Origin of the sequence: Sphingomonas sp. RIT328 (assembly GCF_000632225.1) — a bacterium.
Classification (GTDB): Bacteria; Pseudomonadota; Alphaproteobacteria; order Sphingomonadales; family Sphingomonadaceae; genus Sphingomonas; species Sphingomonas kyungheensis.
The window spans coordinates 14,981-30,173 of record NZ_JFYV01000011.1 but is presented as its reverse complement, the minus strand read 5'-3'; the positions used below and the strand labels follow the sequence as shown (position 1 = coordinate 30,173).

Sequence of the window (15,193 nt, the reverse complement as noted above, 5' to 3'; positions counted from 1 at the left end):
AGGAGGCGACGACTTATGCAAAGGGAATTGCATCGCAAGATGGGGCGGCCTGTCTCGCATCGAGGATTTGCGGGCAACGCGTCGAGCAATTGCCGGTCAAAGTGGTTCGGTTATCGGTTAATGACATATTAGCCGTCTTGTCGTCCGAAGCTGATGCCTGCTCTGGGATGGCGCTTAAGGTCTGCGCGACAACTTCGCGAGGGTGTAGACGGCGAGTAGCGGGTCGCGGCAAGTCATGCCCGGTAGCGCGAAGGTGCAGGAGCGGCAGGTCGAAGATCTTCGCCCGATGCCATTCGCGCCCGTGCCTCCTCGAAACGGGCAAAAGCCCGCGACCGTTCGGATCGCGAGCCTGCTGCTCTTTGGAAAATGGTGCCCAGAAGAGGACTCGAACCTCCACGACCTTGCGATCGCCAGCACCTGAAGCTGGTGCGTCTACCAATTCCGCCATCTGGGCACGGGGTAGGCGGCGGCCTTTAGGGGGCGGTCGGCGCGCTTGTCAACACGGGTTTCACGGGGCAAGGGGCGAAACATCAGCACAGCGACGAAAAAAATGAGGCCCGGGCGATGAAAGACAAGCTGGTTACGATCTTCGGCGGCGGCGGATTCGTCGGTCGCTACGTGGTGCAGGCGCTGCTGCACGGCGGTGCGCGCGTCCGCGTCGCCGAGCGCGATCCGCGGCATGCGTGGTTCCTCAAGCCCTTGGGTGGGCTCGGTCAGACTCAATTCGTCGCCGCCGACGTGACGCTGCCCGAGACGGTGGCGCGCGCGGTGCAGGGCGCCGATGCGGTGATCAACATGGTCGGCGTGCTGGCCGGCGATTTCGAGCGCGTCCACGTCGGCGGCGCGCGCATCGTCGCCGAGGCCGCGGCGGCGGCGGGCGTCGAAACGCTCGTCCATATGTCGGCGATCGGTGCCGATGCGCAGGCGCGATCCGCTTATGGCAGCAGCAAGGGGCGCGGCGAGGAAGCGGTGCGCGCCGCTTTCCCGGGCGCGGCAATCATCCGCCCGTCGATCGTCTTCGGGCGCGAGGATCAGTTCATCAACCGCTTCGCCGCGATGATCGGCAAGGCGCCGGTGGTGCCGGTGCTGCGCGCCGGCGTGAAGTTCCAGCCGGTGTTCGCCGGCGACGTCGGCGAGGCGATGGCGGCGGCGACCGACGCGCGCTTCGCCGGCGAGACGTTCGAGCTCGGCGGCCCGGACGTGCTGACGATGGGCGAGATCATCCGCTGGATCGCACAGACGATCGGCCGCAGCCCGTCGATCGTCGAACTGCCCGACGCGGCCGGCGCCTTCCTCGCCAGGCTGCCGTTCGCGCCGATCACCAAGGATCAGTGGCTGATGCTCCAGCGCGACAATGTCGTCACGCCGGGTGCGCCGGGCCTCGCCGCGCTCGGTGTCGATCCGACGCCGTTGCAGGCGGTTGCGCCCGAATGGCTCGTCCGCTTCCGCCGCACCGGCCGCTTCGGTCGCCGTGCCGCAACACTCGCCGCCTAAGGACCATCCATGGATCTGCTGACCGTCATCCTCCTCGGCATCGTCGAGGGGGTCACCGAATTCCTGCCCGTCTCCTCGACCGGGCATCTCATCCTCGCCGGTACGTTGCTCGGCGTGCAGGATCAGGCGACCGCGACCTTCGACATCGTCATCCAGTTGGGCGCGATCCTGGCGGTGATCGTCCTCTACTGGCGGCGCTTCTGGGACGTGGCGACGGGACTGGCCGGCGGGCAGCCCAAGGCGATTGCCTTCGTGCGCAACATCGCGCTCGGCTTCCTGCCCGCCGCGGCGATCGGCGTGCTGGTGTACAAGGCGGTGAAGTCGCTGCTCGAAAGCCCCACCGTCGTCGCGGTGGCGCTGATCGTCGGCGGTGTCGCGATCCTCGTCATCGAGCGGCTGGTCAAGCAGGCGCGGATCGAATCGGTCGAGGCGATGCCGTGGACGACCGCGCTCGGCGTCGGCGTCGTCCAGTGTCTCGCGATGATCCCCGGCGTCAGCCGCTCGGGCGCGACGATCATGGGGGCGCTCAGCCTCGGCGTCGATCGCCGTGCGGCGGCGGAATTCTCCTTCTTCCTCGCGATCCCGACGATGCTCGCGGCATCGGGTTACGACCTGCTCAAGTCGGGGGCGACGCTGGGACAGGGCGAATGGCTCAGCATCGCGATCGGCTTCGTCGTCTCGTTCGTCGTCGCGCTGGTGGTGATCCGCTGGTTCGTCGGCATCGTCAGCCGGCACGGCTTCGCGCCCTTCGCCTGGTATCGCATCGTCATCGGCGCGGTCGCCCTGGTTGCCCTCCAACTGCGATAGGACCGGATCAGAACCTAAAGAGGATACCTGCGGGCCGGGCCGATAGCCTCATCCCGTTTGGTGCGACTTTTTAGGGCATATTAGCTTACCTAACACATGATTTGTGCGTGACATGGCGGCCTTTCCTTTCTAGCGGAAGCGAAAGGAGGCCCCATGGCGCACGATTCCATGCTCAAGTTCGTTGCCCGGCCGCAGGCCTATCCGGCGAAGCGTGCCGCGGAGGCGCGCGCGGAGGATTTCGCCGAGATCGCCGCGCGCTATGCGCCGCCGGCGGCGGAGGATCAGGCCGGGCGCTGCTCGCAATGCGGCGTGCCCTATTGCTCGGTTCATTGCCCGCTCCACAACCATATCCCCGACTGGCTGCGCCTCACCGCCGAGGGCCGTTTGCGCGAGGCCTATGAGCTCAGCAACGCCACCTCGACCATGCCGGAGATCTGCGGCCGCATCTGCCCGCAGGACCGGCTGTGCGAGGGCAATTGCGTCATCGAATTTTCCGGCCACGGCGCGGTGACGATCGGTTCGGTCGAGAAGTTCATCACCGACACCGCCTGGGAAGAGGGCTGGGTCGAGCCGCTCGTCCCCGGTCCGGCGCGCGGCGCGTCGGTCGCGGTGATCGGCGCGGGGCCGGCGGGGCTGACCGCGGCGGAATATCTGCGCGGCCACGGTTATGAGGTTCACGTCTACGACCGCCACGACCGCGCCGGCGGGCTGCTGACCTATGGCATCCCCGGCTTCAAGCTGGAGAAGCCGGTGGTGATGCGCCGCGTCGAGCGCCTCAAGGCAGGCGGCATCGTCTTCCACGAAGGGTTCGACGTCGGCGAACAGGCGAGCCTCGACGAACTGCGTCGCGAGCATGACGCGGTGCTGATCGCGACCGGCGTCTACAAGGCGCGGGCGCTCGACGTCGCCGGCGGCGACGATCGCGTGGTGGCGGCGCTCGACTATCTGATCGCCTCGAACCGCAAGGGCTTCGGCGATGCGGTGCCGGCATTCGATCAGGGCGCGCTCGATGCGGCGGGCAAGCATGTCGTCGTGATCGGCGGCGGCGATACCGCGATGGATTGCGTGCGCACCGCGATCCGCCAGGGCGCCGCCTCGGTCAAATGCCTGTACCGCCGCGATCGCAAGAACATGCCGGGCAGCCAGCGCGAGGTCGCCAATGCCGAGGAAGAGGGCGCCGAATTCGTCTGGCTTTCGGCACCGGCGGCGTTCGAGGCGGACGGCACGGTGCGCGCCCGCAAGATGCGGCTCGGCGCCCCCGACGCCAGCGGTCGCCGCGCGCCCGAAGCGGACCCGAGCGGCGACTTCACGCTCCATGCCGATCTGGTGATCCAGGCCTTGGGCTTCGACCCCGAAGACCTGCCGACGCTGTTCGGCGCGCCCGAGCTCGGCGTCAGCCGCTGGGGCACGGTGCTGGTCGACGGCAAGACGCTGATGACCAGCCTCGACGGCGTGTTCGCGGCGGGCGACATCGTGCGCGGCGCGAGCCTCGTCGTCTGGGCGATCCGCGACGGTCGCGATGTCGCGGCGACGATGCACAAGTGGCTGAAGGCCAAGGCGAAGGTCGGCAAGGTGGCGGCATGAGCCCGCTCCGGCTGCTCGTCGCGACCGCGCTATTGGTCGCACCTGAGCCCGTGCTGGCGCAGGCAGCGGCGCAACCCGGCACGATCGCCACCGCCCGCGCCCTTGTGGCGCAGATGCGGATGGAGCGCGTGCTCGATCCGATGTTCGCACAGCTCATGCCGCTGATGGTCAGCAACGTCGAAAATGCGATGCGGGCCGATACGGCGGCACCGGCGGCGCTCAAGGCACGGCTCGCCACCGATGCGGGCCGGCAGCAGGTCGGCGCGATCATCTCCGAAGAATTCGCACGCGCGTTCCGCGAGCGCTATCCGGCGATCGCCGAAGCGACGGCGGAGGAATATCGTAAGACGTTCAGCGAAAGCGAACTGACGACGATCCTCGCCTTCTATCGATCGCCGACCGGCGCCAAGCTGCTCGACGCCCAGCCGGCGTTGCAGAAGGCGCTGTCCGAGGCAGGACGCGGCGTAGGCCGCGATGCTGCAATGGCAGCGTTCCCGAAAGTCCAGGCGCGTCTCAGCGCGCTCGATACCCCGGCCGGCAAGTAGGACCTATCCGATGACCACCGATCCCCGCGCCTATCTCGCCGAGCATGGCATGTACCGCCCCGACAGCGAGGGCGACGCCTGTGGCGTCGGCCTCGTCGCCGCGACCGACGGGCGCGCGTCGCGGCGCGTCGTCCAGTCGGCGGTCGATGCGCTGAAGGCGGTGTGGCACCGCGGCGCGGTCGATGCCGATGGCAAGACCGGCGACGGCGCGGGCATCCATATCGACCTGCCGCACCGCTTCTTCGACGACGCCGTCGTCGCATCGGGGCACAAGGTGCTGCCCAACCGGCTCGCGGTCGGCATGATCTTCCTGCCGCGCACCGACCTCGGCGCGCAGGAGATGTGCCGCACGATCGTCGAGAGCGCGATCATCGAGGCGGGCTATACCATCTACGGCTGGCGGCAGGTGCCCGTCGACGTGTCGGTGATCGGCCTCAAGGCGCAGACGACGCGGCCGGAGATCGAGCAGATCATGATCGCCGGGCCGATGCCCGACGAGGTCAGCGCCGCCGAATTCGAGAAGAACCTCTACCTCGTCCGCCGCCGCATCGAGAAGCGCATCATCGCCGCGCAGATCCAGGGCTTCTACGTCTGCTCGCTGTCGTGCCGCTCGATCGTCTACAAGGGGCTGTTCCTCGCCGAGAGCCTGTCGGTCTTCTATCCCGATTTGCAGGACCAGCGGTTCGAATCGCGCGTCGCGATCTTCCACCAGCGCTATTCGACCAACACCTTCCCGCAATGGTGGCTGGCGCAGCCGTTCCGCTGCCTCGCGCATAACGGCGAGATCAACACGATCCGCGGCAACAAGAACTGGATGCTCAGCCACGAGATCCGCATGGCGAGCCTCGCGTTCGGCGACAATTCGGAGGACATCAAGCCGGTGATTCCGGCGGGCGCGTCGGACACCGCCGCGCTCGACGCGGTGTTCGAGGCGATCTGCCGATCGGGGCGCGACGCGCCGACCGCCAAGCTGATGCTGGTGCCGGAGGCCTATTCGGACGACATGCCGCCGGCGCACCTCGCCATGTACCAATATCTCGCCTCGGTGATGGAACCGTGGGACGGCCCCGCCGCGCTGGCGATGACCGATGGCCGTTGGGCGGTGGCGGGCGTCGACCGCAATGCGCTGCGGCCGCTGCGCTATACGCGCACCTCGGACGGGTTGCTCGTCGTCGGGTCGGAGACCGGCATGGTCGCGCTGCCCGAATCGACCGTCGTCGCCAAGGGGCGGCTCGGGCCGGGGCAGATGATCGCGGTCGACCTCGAACAGGGGCAGGTGCTCGGCGATCGCGAGGTCAAGGACCGGATCGCCGCCGAGCATGATTATCCGGCGATGATCGGCGAATTCCACACGCTCGACGATCTGCCCGAGGTCGAGGAGGCGGTGGTCCGCTACGACCGGCCCGCGCTGGCGCGGCGGCAGGTTGCCGCCGGCCAGACGCTCGAGGACATGGAGCTGATCCTTTCCCCGATGGTGGAGACCGGCAAGGAGGCGATCGGCTCGATGGGCGACGATACGCCGCTCGCCGTCATCAGCGACAAGCCGCGCCTGATCAGCCAGTTCTTCCGCCAGAACTTCAGCCAGGTGACCAATCCGCCGATCGACCCGCTGCGCGAACGCTACGTCATGTCGCTGCGCACCCGCTTCGGCAATCTCGCCAATATCCTCGATACCGAGGATCAGCGCGACCGCGTGCTGGTGCTCGATTCGCCGGTGCTGACCGGCCAGCATTGGGCGCGGCTCAAGGCGCATTTCGCGCGCACCGCGACCGAGATCGACTGTACCTTCGATGCCGACGGTGGTCCGGAGAAATTGCGCGCCGCGATCCAGCGCATCCGCAACGAGGCGGAGCAGGCGGTGCGCCAGGGCAAGAGCGAGCTGTTCCTGACCGACGAACATGTCGGCGAAGACCGGATCGCGATCGCCGGCGTGCTGGCGGCGGCGGCGGTGCACACGCACCTCGTCCGCCGGGGGCTGCGCTCCTATGCCTCGATCAACGTGCGCTCGGCGGAATGCCTCGACACGCATTATTATGCGGTGCTGATCGGCGTCGGCGCGACGACGGTGAACGCCTATCTGGCGGAGGCGGCGATCGTCGACCGGCAGGCGCGCGGGCTGTTCGGCGACCTGTCCTTGGACGAATGCCTCAAGCGCCATCGCCATGCGATCGAGGAAGGCCTGCTCAAGATCATGAGCAAGATGGGGATCGCGGTGATCTCCTCCTATCGCGGCGGCTATAATTTCGAGGCGGTCGGTCTCAGCCGCAGCCTGGTCAACGACCTGTTCCCCGGCATGCCCGCCAAGATCTCGGGCGAGGGCTATAACTCGCTGCACCATTCGGCGATGATGCGGCACGAGCTCGCCTGGGACGAGGCGGTCGCCAAGCTGCCGATCGGCGGTTTCTACCGGCAGCGCCATACCGGCGAGACGCATGCCTATTCGGCGCAGCTGATGCACCTGTTGCAGACCGCGGTGTCGACCGACAGCTATACCAGCTATCTCCAGTTCAGCCGCGGCGTCGCCGATCTGCCGCCGGTCTATCTGCGCGACCTGCTCCAGTTCAACTTCCCGAGCGAGGGCGTGCCGGTCGATCAGGTCGAGGCGATCACCGAGATCCGCAAGCGCTTCGTCACGCCGGGCATGTCGCTGGGCGCGCTGTCGCCGGAGGCGCACGAGACGCTGGCGATCGCGATGAACCGGATCGGCGCCAAGGCGGTGTCGGGCGAGGGCGGCGAGGACGTCAAGCGCTTCACCCCCTATGAGAATGGCGACAACGCCAATTCGACGATCAAGCAGATCGCCAGCGGCCGCTTCGGCGTCACCGCCGAATATCTCGGCGCGTGCGAGGAGATCGAGATCAAGGTCGCGCAGGGTGCCAAGCCCGGCGAGGGCGGGCAGCTGCCCGGCTTCAAGGTCACCGAGTTCATCGCCAAGCTGCGCCATGCGACGCCGGGCGTGACGCTGATCTCGCCGCCGCCGCATCACGACATCTATTCGATCGAGGATCTGGCGCAGCTCATCTACGACCTGAAGCAGATCAATCCGCGCGCGCGCGTCTGCGTCAAATTGGTCAGCTCATCGGGGATCGGCACGGTCGCGGCGGGCGTCGCCAAGGCGCATGCCGACGTCATCCTGGTCGCCGGCCACGTCGGCGGCACCGGCGCCTCGCCCCAGACCAGCGTCAAATATGCCGGCACGCCGTGGGAAATGGGCCTCAGCGAGGTCAATCAGGTGCTCACGCTCAACGGCCTGCGCGGCCGGGTGCGGCTGCGCACCGACGGCGGGCTCAAGACCGGGCGCGACATCGTCATCGCCGCGATCCTGGGTGCCGAGGAATTCGGCATCGGCACGCTCAGCCTCGTCGCGATGGGCTGCATCATGGTGCGCCAATGCCATAGCAACACCTGCCCGGTCGGCGTCTGCACGCAGGACCCGGCGTTGCGCGACAAGTTCGTCGGCACGCCGGAAAAGGTCATCAACCTGATGACCTTCATCGCCGAGGAGGTGCGCGACATCCTCGCCCGGCTCGGTGTGCGCAGCCTCGACGAGGTGATCGGGCGGACCGAATTGCTGCGTCAGGTCAGCCGCGGTGCCGAGCATCTCGACGATCTCGATCTCAATCCGATCCTCGCCAAGGTCGATGCGACCGATGCCGAACGGCGTTTCTCGCTGTCGACCTTCCGCAACGAAGTGCCCGACAGCCTCGACGCGCAGATCATCAAGGATGCCGCGGCGGTGTTCAGCCGCGGCGAGAAGATGCAGCTCACCTATTCGGTGCGCAACACGCATCGCGCGGTCGGCACGCGGCTGTCGAGCGAGGTCACCCGCCGGTTCGGGATGAGCAAGCTCGCCGACGGCCACGTCACCGTCCGCCTGCGCGGCAGCGCGGGGCAGAGCCTCGGCGCCTTCCTGTGCAAGGGCATCACGCTCGAAGTGTTCGGCGACGCCAACGATTATGTCGGCAAGGGCCTGTCGGGCGGGATCATCGTGTTGCGGCCCGCGGTATCGTCACCATTGGCGAGCCAGGACAATACCATCCTCGGCAATACGGTGCTCTACGGCGCGACGTCGGGAACGCTGCTCGCCGCCGGGCAGGCGGGCGAGCGGTTCGCGGTGCGCAACTCGGGTGCGACCGTGGTCGTCGAGGGCTGCGGCGCCAATGGCTGCGAATATATGACCGGCGGCGTCGCGGTGCTGCTCGGCCGGGTCGGCCAGAATTTCGGCGCCGGGATGACCGGCGGCATGGCCTTCGTCTACGATCCCGACGGCGCATTCGCCCAGCGCGCCAATCCGGAGAGCATCGTCTGGCAACGGCTTGCCTCGGCGCATTGGGCGGGCGTGCTGCACGATCTCGTCCAGCGCCATGCGGCGGCGACCGACAGCAAATGGTCGAAGGGGCTGCTCGCCGATTGGGACCGGGTCGCCGGCGACTTCTGGCAGGTGGTGCCCAAGGAGATGCTGTCGCGTCAGACCTATCCGTTGGATGATTCGGTGGCGCTGGTCGCGGCGGAGTAAGGGGTTACAGCACGGGCCGGATATCGGTCCGCGCGAAATCCTCGCCTTTGTAGAGCAGGGGGCAATTGGCGACGCGCGCGACGGCATAGGCCATGCAGTCGCCATAATTGAGCGCCGCGGGATGCCGGCCCTTACCGAAGCGATCAAAGGCAAGCTGAGCCGCGGTTAGATGCACACGATCGAAGCTGATCCGTTCGGCGTCGCCAATCAGCCTATGCAGCACCTGCCGCGCGGCCGCTTCGTTCGACTTGCCTGCCGTGACCATATGCAGTTCAAGCTCGGTCGGGTAGCCGATCAACCATTTGGCAGCAGCTGCCATGCGTTCGGCGATCCGCTGGGCCTCAGGCTCGTTCTGGACCAGCGCGATGAGGGCCGAGCTGTCCAGCGCGATCACGTCGGCAGACCGTGTTCGTCATAGCCTAAAATCTCTTCCGCGGTGCGCGCGTCGTTGATCGAGGCGGCGGCAAAAATCGCCTGCGCCTCTTTCACTCGCTCCAGAAAAGCGGCGCGCCGTTTTTGATCGAGGTCGCGTTCCAACTCGGCGCAGACGGCGACGCCGATCCCATCGCTCACCGACAGCCCACGACTGGCGGCAAGTTCGCGAATGGCCCGTTCGTACCCTTCGTGCTCGATATGGACGTCCATCGCCAATCTCTCTCGAACCGCACTGACAAATTATAGACGGAAGGACGAAACACAACGGCTTCACCTCGCCCCCGCCGATGCCCTACAGAGCCGGCATGTGGCAGCTTTACCAATTCCCGCTTTGTCCGTTCAGCCGCAAGGTGCGGCTGCTGCTCGGCGAGAAGGGCGTCGGCTATGCGCTGGTCCGCGAATCGCCGTGGGACCGGCGCGACGAGTTCATGGACATGAACCCCGCCGGCGAAACGCCGGTGATGGTCGATGCCGCGCGGCCGGGTGCGCCGCTGATCGATTCGATGGCGATCTGCGAATATTTCGAGGAGACGGTCGACAAGGCGGCGATGATCAACGGCACCGCCGCCAATCGCGCCGAGATCCGCCGGCTGGTCAGCTGGTTCGACACGCATTTCTACCGTGACGTCACCGGGCCGCTGTTGCACGAGCGGGTCGTCAAGCGGCTCGCGCATCGTGCCTCGCCGGACGCCCGCGGGCTGCGCGAGGCGATGAAGGCGGCGGTCAGCCACCTCGATTACACCGATTATCTGCTCGACCATCGCAACTGGCTGGGCGGCGCGACGCTGAGCCTCGCCGATCTCGCCGCGGCGGCGCAGATTTCGGTCGCCGATTATCTCGGCGGAATCGACTGGAAGGGGCATGACCAGACCGCGCGCTGGTATCGCGGCTTCAAGAGCCGGCCGAGCTTCCGGCCGCTGCTGTCCGAACGGATGGAGATGATCGGGCCACCGGCGCATTATGACAATGTCGACTTCTGACCCCGCGACGATCGCCGACTTCGAGCGGATCGACATCCGCGTCGGCACGATCGTCGCCGCCGAACCCTTCCCGGAGGCGCGCAAGCCGGCGATCAAGCTGCGCATCGACTTCGGCCCGCAGATCGGCGTGAAACGGTCGTCGGCGCAGATCACCACCCACTATACGCCCGAGGCGCTGGTCGGGCGCCAGGTCGCCGCGGTCGTCAATTTCCCGCCGCGGCAGATCGGGCCATTCCTGTCCGAGGTGCTGACCCTCGGCTTCCCCGATGGGGACGGCGCAGTGGTGCTGATCGGCCCGGGGCAGCCGGTACCGGATGGCGGGCGGCTGTTCTAGCCGGCGAGCAGCGCCAGCGTCGCCTGATCGCGCTGACCACGGTAGAAGCGGGAGAGCGCCGCGGTGAACGGCGCCGGATCGTCGGCGACCTCGGCGAACAGCGTCATCGACGAATGGAGTTTCAGCGCATCGACCTCGCCGAGGATCGACAGCGCGCTGCCCGGCGCGGCGGTGACCGTCCGCGTCGCCTCGATCAGCCGGGGGCCGAGCAGGGGATGGGCGAGATAGGCGCGTGCCTCGACAGCGTCGCGGATCGCGTAGAAGCGCGCCGTCTCGCTATGGCCGAGGCCGGCGATCTGCGGGAAGATGAACCACATCCAATGGCTGGTCTTGCGGCCCCGGCGCAGTTCGGCGAGCGCCTGATCGTGGACGAGGGCCTGGGCGGAGAGGAAACGGTCGAGCGCGTCAGTCATGGGCGAGGCAACCGCCGGGGTGGCTGCCGCGTTCCCCATTCCTATGCGCGCCCTCTGCCTTGTCCCGCTCGTCCTGCTCGCCGCCTGCGGCAGCCGTGAGACCGCCACCCGCGACGACAATGCCGCCGCCGCCGCTTTCGTGCCGCCGCCGACGCTGCCGCCCAAGCCCTTGCCGGGGCAGGAGCACAGCAATCCGATCACCGCTTATGTCGGCAAATATCCGGGCGATGCGGTCGACGGCGTCGGCTTCTACGATCGCACCGAAGTGTCGCGCGGGCTGATCGACGCGGTCGGTGACGAGAAGCTGCGCCATCGCTTCACCTCGCGCGAGGCGGTGAGCGTGCCGATCTTCCGCAGCCGCGACGGCCGCATCGCCGCACATGGCTGTGCGCCGCATGATTGCGCCGACACCAACTGGACCTTCCTCGTCGCGCCGGACGGCAGCCGGGGCGAGGCCTGTTACCATGATCAGGCGACGATGGCGGCGACCAGCCGCTGGTATGCCGCCGGATCGCCGCCGCGGTCCCGCCCCGGCGATTGCCCCCAGGAGTAAGCGATGCTCGAACATGTCCCCGCCTGGCTCGGTCAGGCGCTCAGCAGCGTGCGCGCCGGCGCCGACAAGCTGGCGATTGCCCGGCCGGAGCTCGGCGCGGGCTTTCCGTCGCTCGACCTGACCAGCCCCGCCTTTGCCGACGGCGCGCGGCTGCCGGCGCGGTTCACCGCGGACGGCGAGGGCGTGTCGCCGCCGCTGACCTGGGGTGCGGCGCCCGAAGGGACGGCGCTCTATGCGCTGCTGGTCGAGGATGCCGATGCACCGGCGCCGCAGCCGCTGGTCCATGCGGTGGTATGGGGCATCGCCGCGGATGTCGGACGGCTCGCCGAGGGCGCGATCAGCCGTGACGGCGCGGGGACGCCGGAGCGCGATGTCGGGCGCAATTCCTATCTGCGCGAGGGCTGGCTGCCGCCCGATCCGCCGACCGGCCATGGCGCGCATCGGTACGTCTTCCAGCTGTTCGCCCTCGACGCCGGTGTGGGCGCGCCGGGCGAGACGCCGGGGCGGAGTGCGATCCTGGCTGCGATGGCGGGGCATGTGCTCGCCGCCGGGGTGTTGACCGCGACCTATGATCGCGGCGAGGCGGCGGCGGTCGGCCCGGTCGGGGCCGCCGCGCACGCCTGAGCCGTCAGGCGATCGGCATCACCGGCACGGCGGCGCTGATCGCGATCATCGCGAAGGCGAAGGCGGCGACGACCGAAACAACCGAGCGCTGCGTGCTTTCGAAACGGGCAAACATGATCCTGATCCCTTTGCTGTAGCGGCGCGGGACTGTTCCCGGCCGATACAATGGGCATTGCAGACTTCGTGCCAAATGCCGGAAAGCACGCAAATGCGCGGTCGGGCCGATGGGTACGCAGGAGAGTTGGTAATTTCCGCCGATCGGCTTGGCGTATCGTGCCAGGATCAGGCGGCGCACACCCGATCGCGGCCTTCGGCCTTGGCGGTGTAGAGCAAACGGTCGGCGCGATCGAAGGCGTCGGTGATCGTCTCGCCGGTATGGACCGCGGTGACGCCCACCGACACGGTGATCTGCCCGAGCGGCGTGTCGCTCTCGCGCAGACGGAAGCGTTTGCCAGCGATGGCATCGCGGACCGTGTCGAGATGCGCGGCCGCGTCGGCCAGGGTGATGCCGTTGAACAGCACCGCGAATTCCTCGCCGCCATGCCGGACGACGAGGTGGCTGGCGCATAGGTCGGCGAGCATCTTGGCGACCGCGCTGAGCACCCGGTCGCCGACCGGATGGCCGTGCTTGTCGTTGATCCGTTTGAACCGGTCGATATCGCAGACCGCGAGGCAGAAGGGGCCGTCGGACTCGCGCCGATTCGCGAACGCCTCGTCGAAGGCGCGGCGGTTGCGCAGGCCGGTGAGCGGGTCGCGACGCGCGCTGTCATTCGCCTCGGCGAGCTTCATGCGCAGCGCCTCCGCCTCGTCGGTCGCCTTGGCGAGCCGCACCTCCGCCTCGCGGATGCGGGTCAGCATCGCGCCGGTGATGCGGGCGATCTCGTCGAGCCCCGCCGCGGGCAGCGTCGGGGCGGTATGGCGGATCGCGGCGGCGCTCTGTGCGAGATCGCGGCCGAAACCGCGCGTCTCGTCCTGCATCTCGCGCATCATCGTCGCGAAGCCGTCGACCTGGGCCTGGGTTTTTGCCACCAGAATGGCGGCATCATCGTCCTGCACGGTGCCGCCGAGCGCCTCGATATCCGACCGGCTGAGGCGGATGCCGCCGTCGGTCAGCCGGCGCACCGCCTGCGCGATCGCGCCCTGCGGATCGGCGATAACGTCATAAGCAAAGCTGTAATGCGACGGTTCCGGCGACAGGCCGTGATCGGCGAGGAAGTGGCCGATCCGCGTATACAGATCGGCGCCCCCAGTCTTTCTCGCTGCGTTCCCGCGCATGTTCCACCCTTTGTCCCGCCGCGACTATACGCGCAATTACTTAGCGGACGGTTTCAAATTGCTCAGTTATGGTGAAGTTTGCGCACGGCGGCGAGGGTGAGGGCGACGTGCTGCGCCGGATTCATGTCGTCGTGGACATAGGCGATGCGGCCGTCGCGCGCGATGACGTAGCTGGTGCGCTTGGTCAGCGCGCGGCCGCCGCCGTTGAGCGCGACGTCATAGCCCTTGATCACCGCCGGCCCGGCGCTCGCCACCGCGAACTTGCCCGCGCATTTCTCCGCCGAGAAGCGCTGCAGCGTCGGCACGTCGTCCGCCGACATGCCGATCACCGTCGCGCCCGCCTTCTGGAAATCGGGGATCGCTTCGGCAAAGGCATGCGCCTCCGCATTGCAGCCGCCGGTGAACGCCGCCGGGAAGAAATAGAGCACCACCGGCCCCTTCTTGAGCTGCTGCGCGAGGTCGATGCCGACGACCTGACCGGCGACCGCGCCGCGCGTCGAGAAGGTCGGCGCCTTGGCCCCGACCGGCAGGCCGGCGATGGCGGGTGTGGCGACCAGGGCGATGGCGGCGAAGGCGGCGGGCAGGCGCATGGCAATTCCTCTCGGTTTCGCGCACCCTAGCGCGCCGCCAGGCGAGGCGATAGGGCTGTCGTCATGCCGATTACCGCCGCCGACATCCAGCTCGCCAGCCGCCTCGCCGATGCCGCGGGCGCGGCGATCCGCCCCTATTTCCGCGAGGAACAGGGGCTGGAGATCAAGGCGGATCACTCCCCCGTCACCCGCGCCGATCGCGAGGCCGAGGCGGCGATGCGCAAGCTGCTCGATGCCGAGGCGGCGGGCGACGGCGTGATCGGCGAGGAATATGGCGAGAAGCCGGGCGTCACCGGCCGCCAATGGGTGCTCGACCCGATCGACGGCACGCGCAGCTTCACCGTTGGCCGCGCGATCTTCGGCACGCTGATCGCGCTGGTCGAGGATGGCTGGCCGCTGCTCGGCATCATCGACCAGCCGGTGCAGCGCGAGCGCTGGGTCGGCGTCGCCGGGCGGCCGACGACCTTCAACGGCCGGCCGACGCGGACGCGGACCTGTGCGCAGCTCGAAGGCGCGGTGCTCGCCACGACCAGCCCGCATCTGTTCGCCGAGGGCGACGTGCCGCATTATATGGCGCTGGTCGCCGCGGCCTCGGGCGGGCACACGCGGCAGGGGCCGGTCTATGGCGGCGACTGCTACAATTACGGGCTGCTCGCGAGCGGTCATCTCGACATCGTCGTCGAATCGGGGCTCCAGCTCTACGACTTTGCCGCGCTGGTACCGGTGGTCGAGGGCGCCGGCGGACGGATGTGCGACTGGAACGGCGACCCGCTCACCGCCGCGAGCGCGGGCCATGTGCTCGCCATCGGCGACCCGGCGCGCACCGACGACGTGCTGGAGGCGATCCGCGCGACCGCGGGGCATACGCACTGAGGAAGGCTTTGCGCCGCCCCGAAGAGGCGGATGGAATGCCGCCGACCTTCGTCATCCCCGCCTAGGCCGGGATCCATGGATACGGGACAGGCGCAGGTTGCGCTGTCGGTGGTGACATCGTGGCCATGGGTCTTGGCTTTCGCCGGGATGACGAAGGGCCGCGGATAGCC

At 68.1% G+C, this 15,193-nt stretch carries 16 protein-coding genes and 1 tRNA gene; 10 read left to right on the top strand and 7 right to left on the bottom strand.

Features of this window, described 5'->3' with window-relative positions; genetic code table 11:
* Window positions 1-367 precede the first annotated feature (367 nt).
* Window positions 368-454 (bottom strand) — tRNA-Leu (locus tag BW41_RS06050).
* Window positions 455-564: 110 nt separating this feature from the next.
* Here BW41_RS06050 and BW41_RS06045 point away from each other — a divergent pair.
* The 5 genes from BW41_RS06045 to gltB all read left to right on the top strand — a co-directional run bounded on the left by BW41_RS06045 (window position 565) and on the right by gltB (window position 8,946).
* Window positions 565-1,494, top strand: a complete 930-nt coding sequence (locus BW41_RS06045; protein ID WP_037532486.1) for a complex I NDUFA9 subunit family protein — start codon at window positions 565-567, stop codon at window positions 1,492-1,494.
* A 9-nt stretch (window positions 1,495-1,503) separates the two neighbouring features.
* On the top strand, window positions 1,504-2,301 hold the full coding sequence (locus BW41_RS06040) for an undecaprenyl-diphosphate phosphatase (RefSeq protein WP_037532484.1): 798 nt from the start codon (window positions 1,504-1,506) through the stop codon (window positions 2,299-2,301).
* Window positions 2,302-2,454: 153 nt separating this feature from the next.
* On the top strand, window positions 2,455-3,885 hold the full coding sequence (locus tag BW41_RS06035) for an NAD(P)-dependent oxidoreductase (protein WP_037532481.1): 1,431 nt from the start codon (window positions 2,455-2,457) through the stop codon (window positions 3,883-3,885).
* Window positions 3,882-4,430, top strand: coding sequence for a DUF2059 domain-containing protein (locus BW41_RS20030; RefSeq protein WP_051583297.1), 549 nt, complete (start codon window positions 3,882-3,884; stop codon window positions 4,428-4,430). The genes BW41_RS06035 and BW41_RS20030 overlap by 4 nt, the downstream gene beginning before the upstream one ends.
* 10 nt (window positions 4,431-4,440) lie before the next feature.
* Window positions 4,441-8,946 (top strand): glutamate synthase large subunit, encoded by a 4,506-nt coding sequence (gene gltB, locus BW41_RS06025; RefSeq protein WP_037532478.1) that lies wholly within the window; start codon window positions 4,441-4,443, stop codon window positions 8,944-8,946.
* A gap of 4 nt (window positions 8,947-8,950) precedes the next feature.
* On the opposite strand, the gene BW41_RS06020 is transcribed toward gltB, so the two are convergent.
* A complete protein-coding gene (locus BW41_RS06020; protein ID WP_037532476.1) occupies window positions 8,951-9,340 on the bottom strand; it encodes a type II toxin-antitoxin system VapC family toxin in 390 nt (129 codons plus the stop codon).
* The gene (locus tag BW41_RS06015; RefSeq protein WP_037532473.1) at window positions 9,337-9,591 is read right to left on the bottom strand and encodes a type II toxin-antitoxin system VapB family antitoxin; all 255 of its coding nucleotides are present in this window, start codon (window positions 9,589-9,591) and stop codon (window positions 9,337-9,339) included. The genes BW41_RS06020 and BW41_RS06015 overlap by 4 nt, the downstream gene beginning before the upstream one ends.
* A 95-nt stretch (window positions 9,592-9,686) precedes the next feature.
* Here BW41_RS06015 and BW41_RS06010 point away from each other — a divergent pair, with 95 nt between their 5' ends.
* Both BW41_RS06010 and BW41_RS06005 read left to right on the top strand, forming a co-directional pair.
* Window positions 9,687-10,361 (top strand): glutathione S-transferase family protein, encoded by a 675-nt coding sequence (locus BW41_RS06010; RefSeq protein ID WP_037532470.1) that lies wholly within the window; start codon window positions 9,687-9,689, stop codon window positions 10,359-10,361.
* Complete coding sequence (locus tag BW41_RS06005; protein ID WP_443027639.1) at window positions 10,342-10,695, top strand: tRNA-binding protein; 354 nt, start codon at window positions 10,342-10,344, stop codon at window positions 10,693-10,695. The genes BW41_RS06010 and BW41_RS06005 overlap by 20 nt, the downstream gene beginning before the upstream one ends.
* Here BW41_RS06005 and BW41_RS06000 read toward each other — a convergent pair.
* Entirely contained in the window at window positions 10,692-11,108 is a 417-nt protein-coding gene (locus BW41_RS06000; RefSeq protein WP_037532466.1) for a DUF1810 domain-containing protein, read from the bottom strand. The genes BW41_RS06005 and BW41_RS06000 overlap by 4 nt on opposite strands.
* Between BW41_RS06000 and BW41_RS05995 the strand changes: the two genes are divergently transcribed.
* On the top strand, window positions 11,107-11,661 hold the full coding sequence (locus BW41_RS05995; RefSeq protein WP_235199621.1) for a hypothetical protein: 555 nt from the start codon (window positions 11,107-11,109) through the stop codon (window positions 11,659-11,661). The two genes, BW41_RS06000 and BW41_RS05995, sit on opposite strands and share 2 nt — an antisense overlap.
* 3 nt (window positions 11,662-11,664) lie before the next feature.
* Complete coding sequence (locus BW41_RS05990) at window positions 11,665-12,285, top strand: YbhB/YbcL family Raf kinase inhibitor-like protein (protein WP_037532462.1); 621 nt, start codon at window positions 11,665-11,667, stop codon at window positions 12,283-12,285.
* 4 nt (window positions 12,286-12,289) lie between these two features.
* On the opposite strand, the gene BW41_RS21495 is transcribed toward BW41_RS05990, so the two are convergent.
* From BW41_RS21495 to BW41_RS05980, 3 genes are all read right to left on the bottom strand, one after another.
* Complete coding sequence (locus tag BW41_RS21495) at window positions 12,290-12,580, bottom strand: hypothetical protein (protein ID WP_152542152.1); 291 nt, start codon at window positions 12,578-12,580, stop codon at window positions 12,290-12,292.
* A complete protein-coding gene (locus tag BW41_RS05985) occupies window positions 12,568-13,560 on the bottom strand; it encodes a GGDEF domain-containing protein (RefSeq protein ID WP_037532459.1) in 993 nt (330 codons plus the stop codon). The genes BW41_RS21495 and BW41_RS05985 overlap by 13 nt, the downstream gene beginning before the upstream one ends.
* Before the next feature lie 62 nt (window positions 13,561-13,622).
* Window positions 13,623-14,150 (bottom strand): peroxiredoxin, encoded by a 528-nt coding sequence (locus BW41_RS05980; protein ID WP_037532457.1) that lies wholly within the window; start codon window positions 14,148-14,150, stop codon window positions 13,623-13,625.
* A 63-nt stretch (window positions 14,151-14,213) separates the two neighbouring features.
* Between BW41_RS05980 and BW41_RS05975 the strand changes: the two genes are divergently transcribed.
* On the top strand, window positions 14,214-15,023 hold the full coding sequence (locus BW41_RS05975; RefSeq protein ID WP_037532454.1) for an inositol monophosphatase family protein: 810 nt from the start codon (window positions 14,214-14,216) through the stop codon (window positions 15,021-15,023).
* The last annotated feature ends 170 nt before the right edge of the window (window positions 15,024-15,193 follow it).

Excerpts from the sequence above, each read along its gene's own strand:
- gltB (WP_037532478.1), top strand. The coding sequence starts at position 4,441 with ATGACCACCGATCCCCGCGCCTATCTCGCCGAGCATGGCATGTACCGC.
- BW41_RS05990 (WP_037532462.1), top strand. The coding sequence starts at position 11,665 with ATGCTCGAACATGTCCCCGCCTGGCTCGGTCAGGCGCTCAGCAGCGTG.
- BW41_RS05995 (WP_235199621.1), top strand. The coding sequence starts at position 11,107 with ATGGGCGAGGCAACCGCCGGGGTGGCTGCCGCGTTCCCCATTCCTATG.
- BW41_RS06015 (WP_037532473.1), bottom strand. The coding sequence starts at position 9,591 with ATGGACGTCCATATCGAGCACGAAGGGTACGAACGGGCCATTCGCGAA.
- BW41_RS05980 (WP_037532457.1), bottom strand. The coding sequence starts at position 14,150 with ATGCGCCTGCCCGCCGCCTTCGCCGCCATCGCCCTGGTCGCCACACCC.
- BW41_RS06010 (WP_037532470.1), top strand. The coding sequence starts at position 9,687 with ATGTGGCAGCTTTACCAATTCCCGCTTTGTCCGTTCAGCCGCAAGGTG.
- BW41_RS20030 (WP_051583297.1), top strand. The coding sequence starts at position 3,882 with ATGAGCCCGCTCCGGCTGCTCGTCGCGACCGCGCTATTGGTCGCACCT.
- BW41_RS05985 (WP_037532459.1), bottom strand. The coding sequence starts at position 13,560 with ATGCGCGGGAACGCAGCGAGAAAGACTGGGGGCGCCGATCTGTATACG.
- BW41_RS06045 (WP_037532486.1), top strand. The coding sequence starts at position 565 with ATGAAAGACAAGCTGGTTACGATCTTCGGCGGCGGCGGATTCGTCGGT.
- BW41_RS06000 (WP_037532466.1), bottom strand. The coding sequence starts at position 11,108 with ATGACTGACGCGCTCGACCGTTTCCTCTCCGCCCAGGCCCTCGTCCAC.
- BW41_RS06040 (WP_037532484.1), top strand. The coding sequence starts at position 1,504 with ATGGATCTGCTGACCGTCATCCTCCTCGGCATCGTCGAGGGGGTCACC.
- BW41_RS05975 (WP_037532454.1), top strand. The coding sequence starts at position 14,214 with ATGCCGATTACCGCCGCCGACATCCAGCTCGCCAGCCGCCTCGCCGAT.
- BW41_RS06035 (WP_037532481.1), top strand. The coding sequence starts at position 2,455 with ATGGCGCACGATTCCATGCTCAAGTTCGTTGCCCGGCCGCAGGCCTAT.
- BW41_RS06005 (WP_443027639.1), top strand. The coding sequence starts at position 10,342 with ATGACAATGTCGACTTCTGACCCCGCGACGATCGCCGACTTCGAGCGG.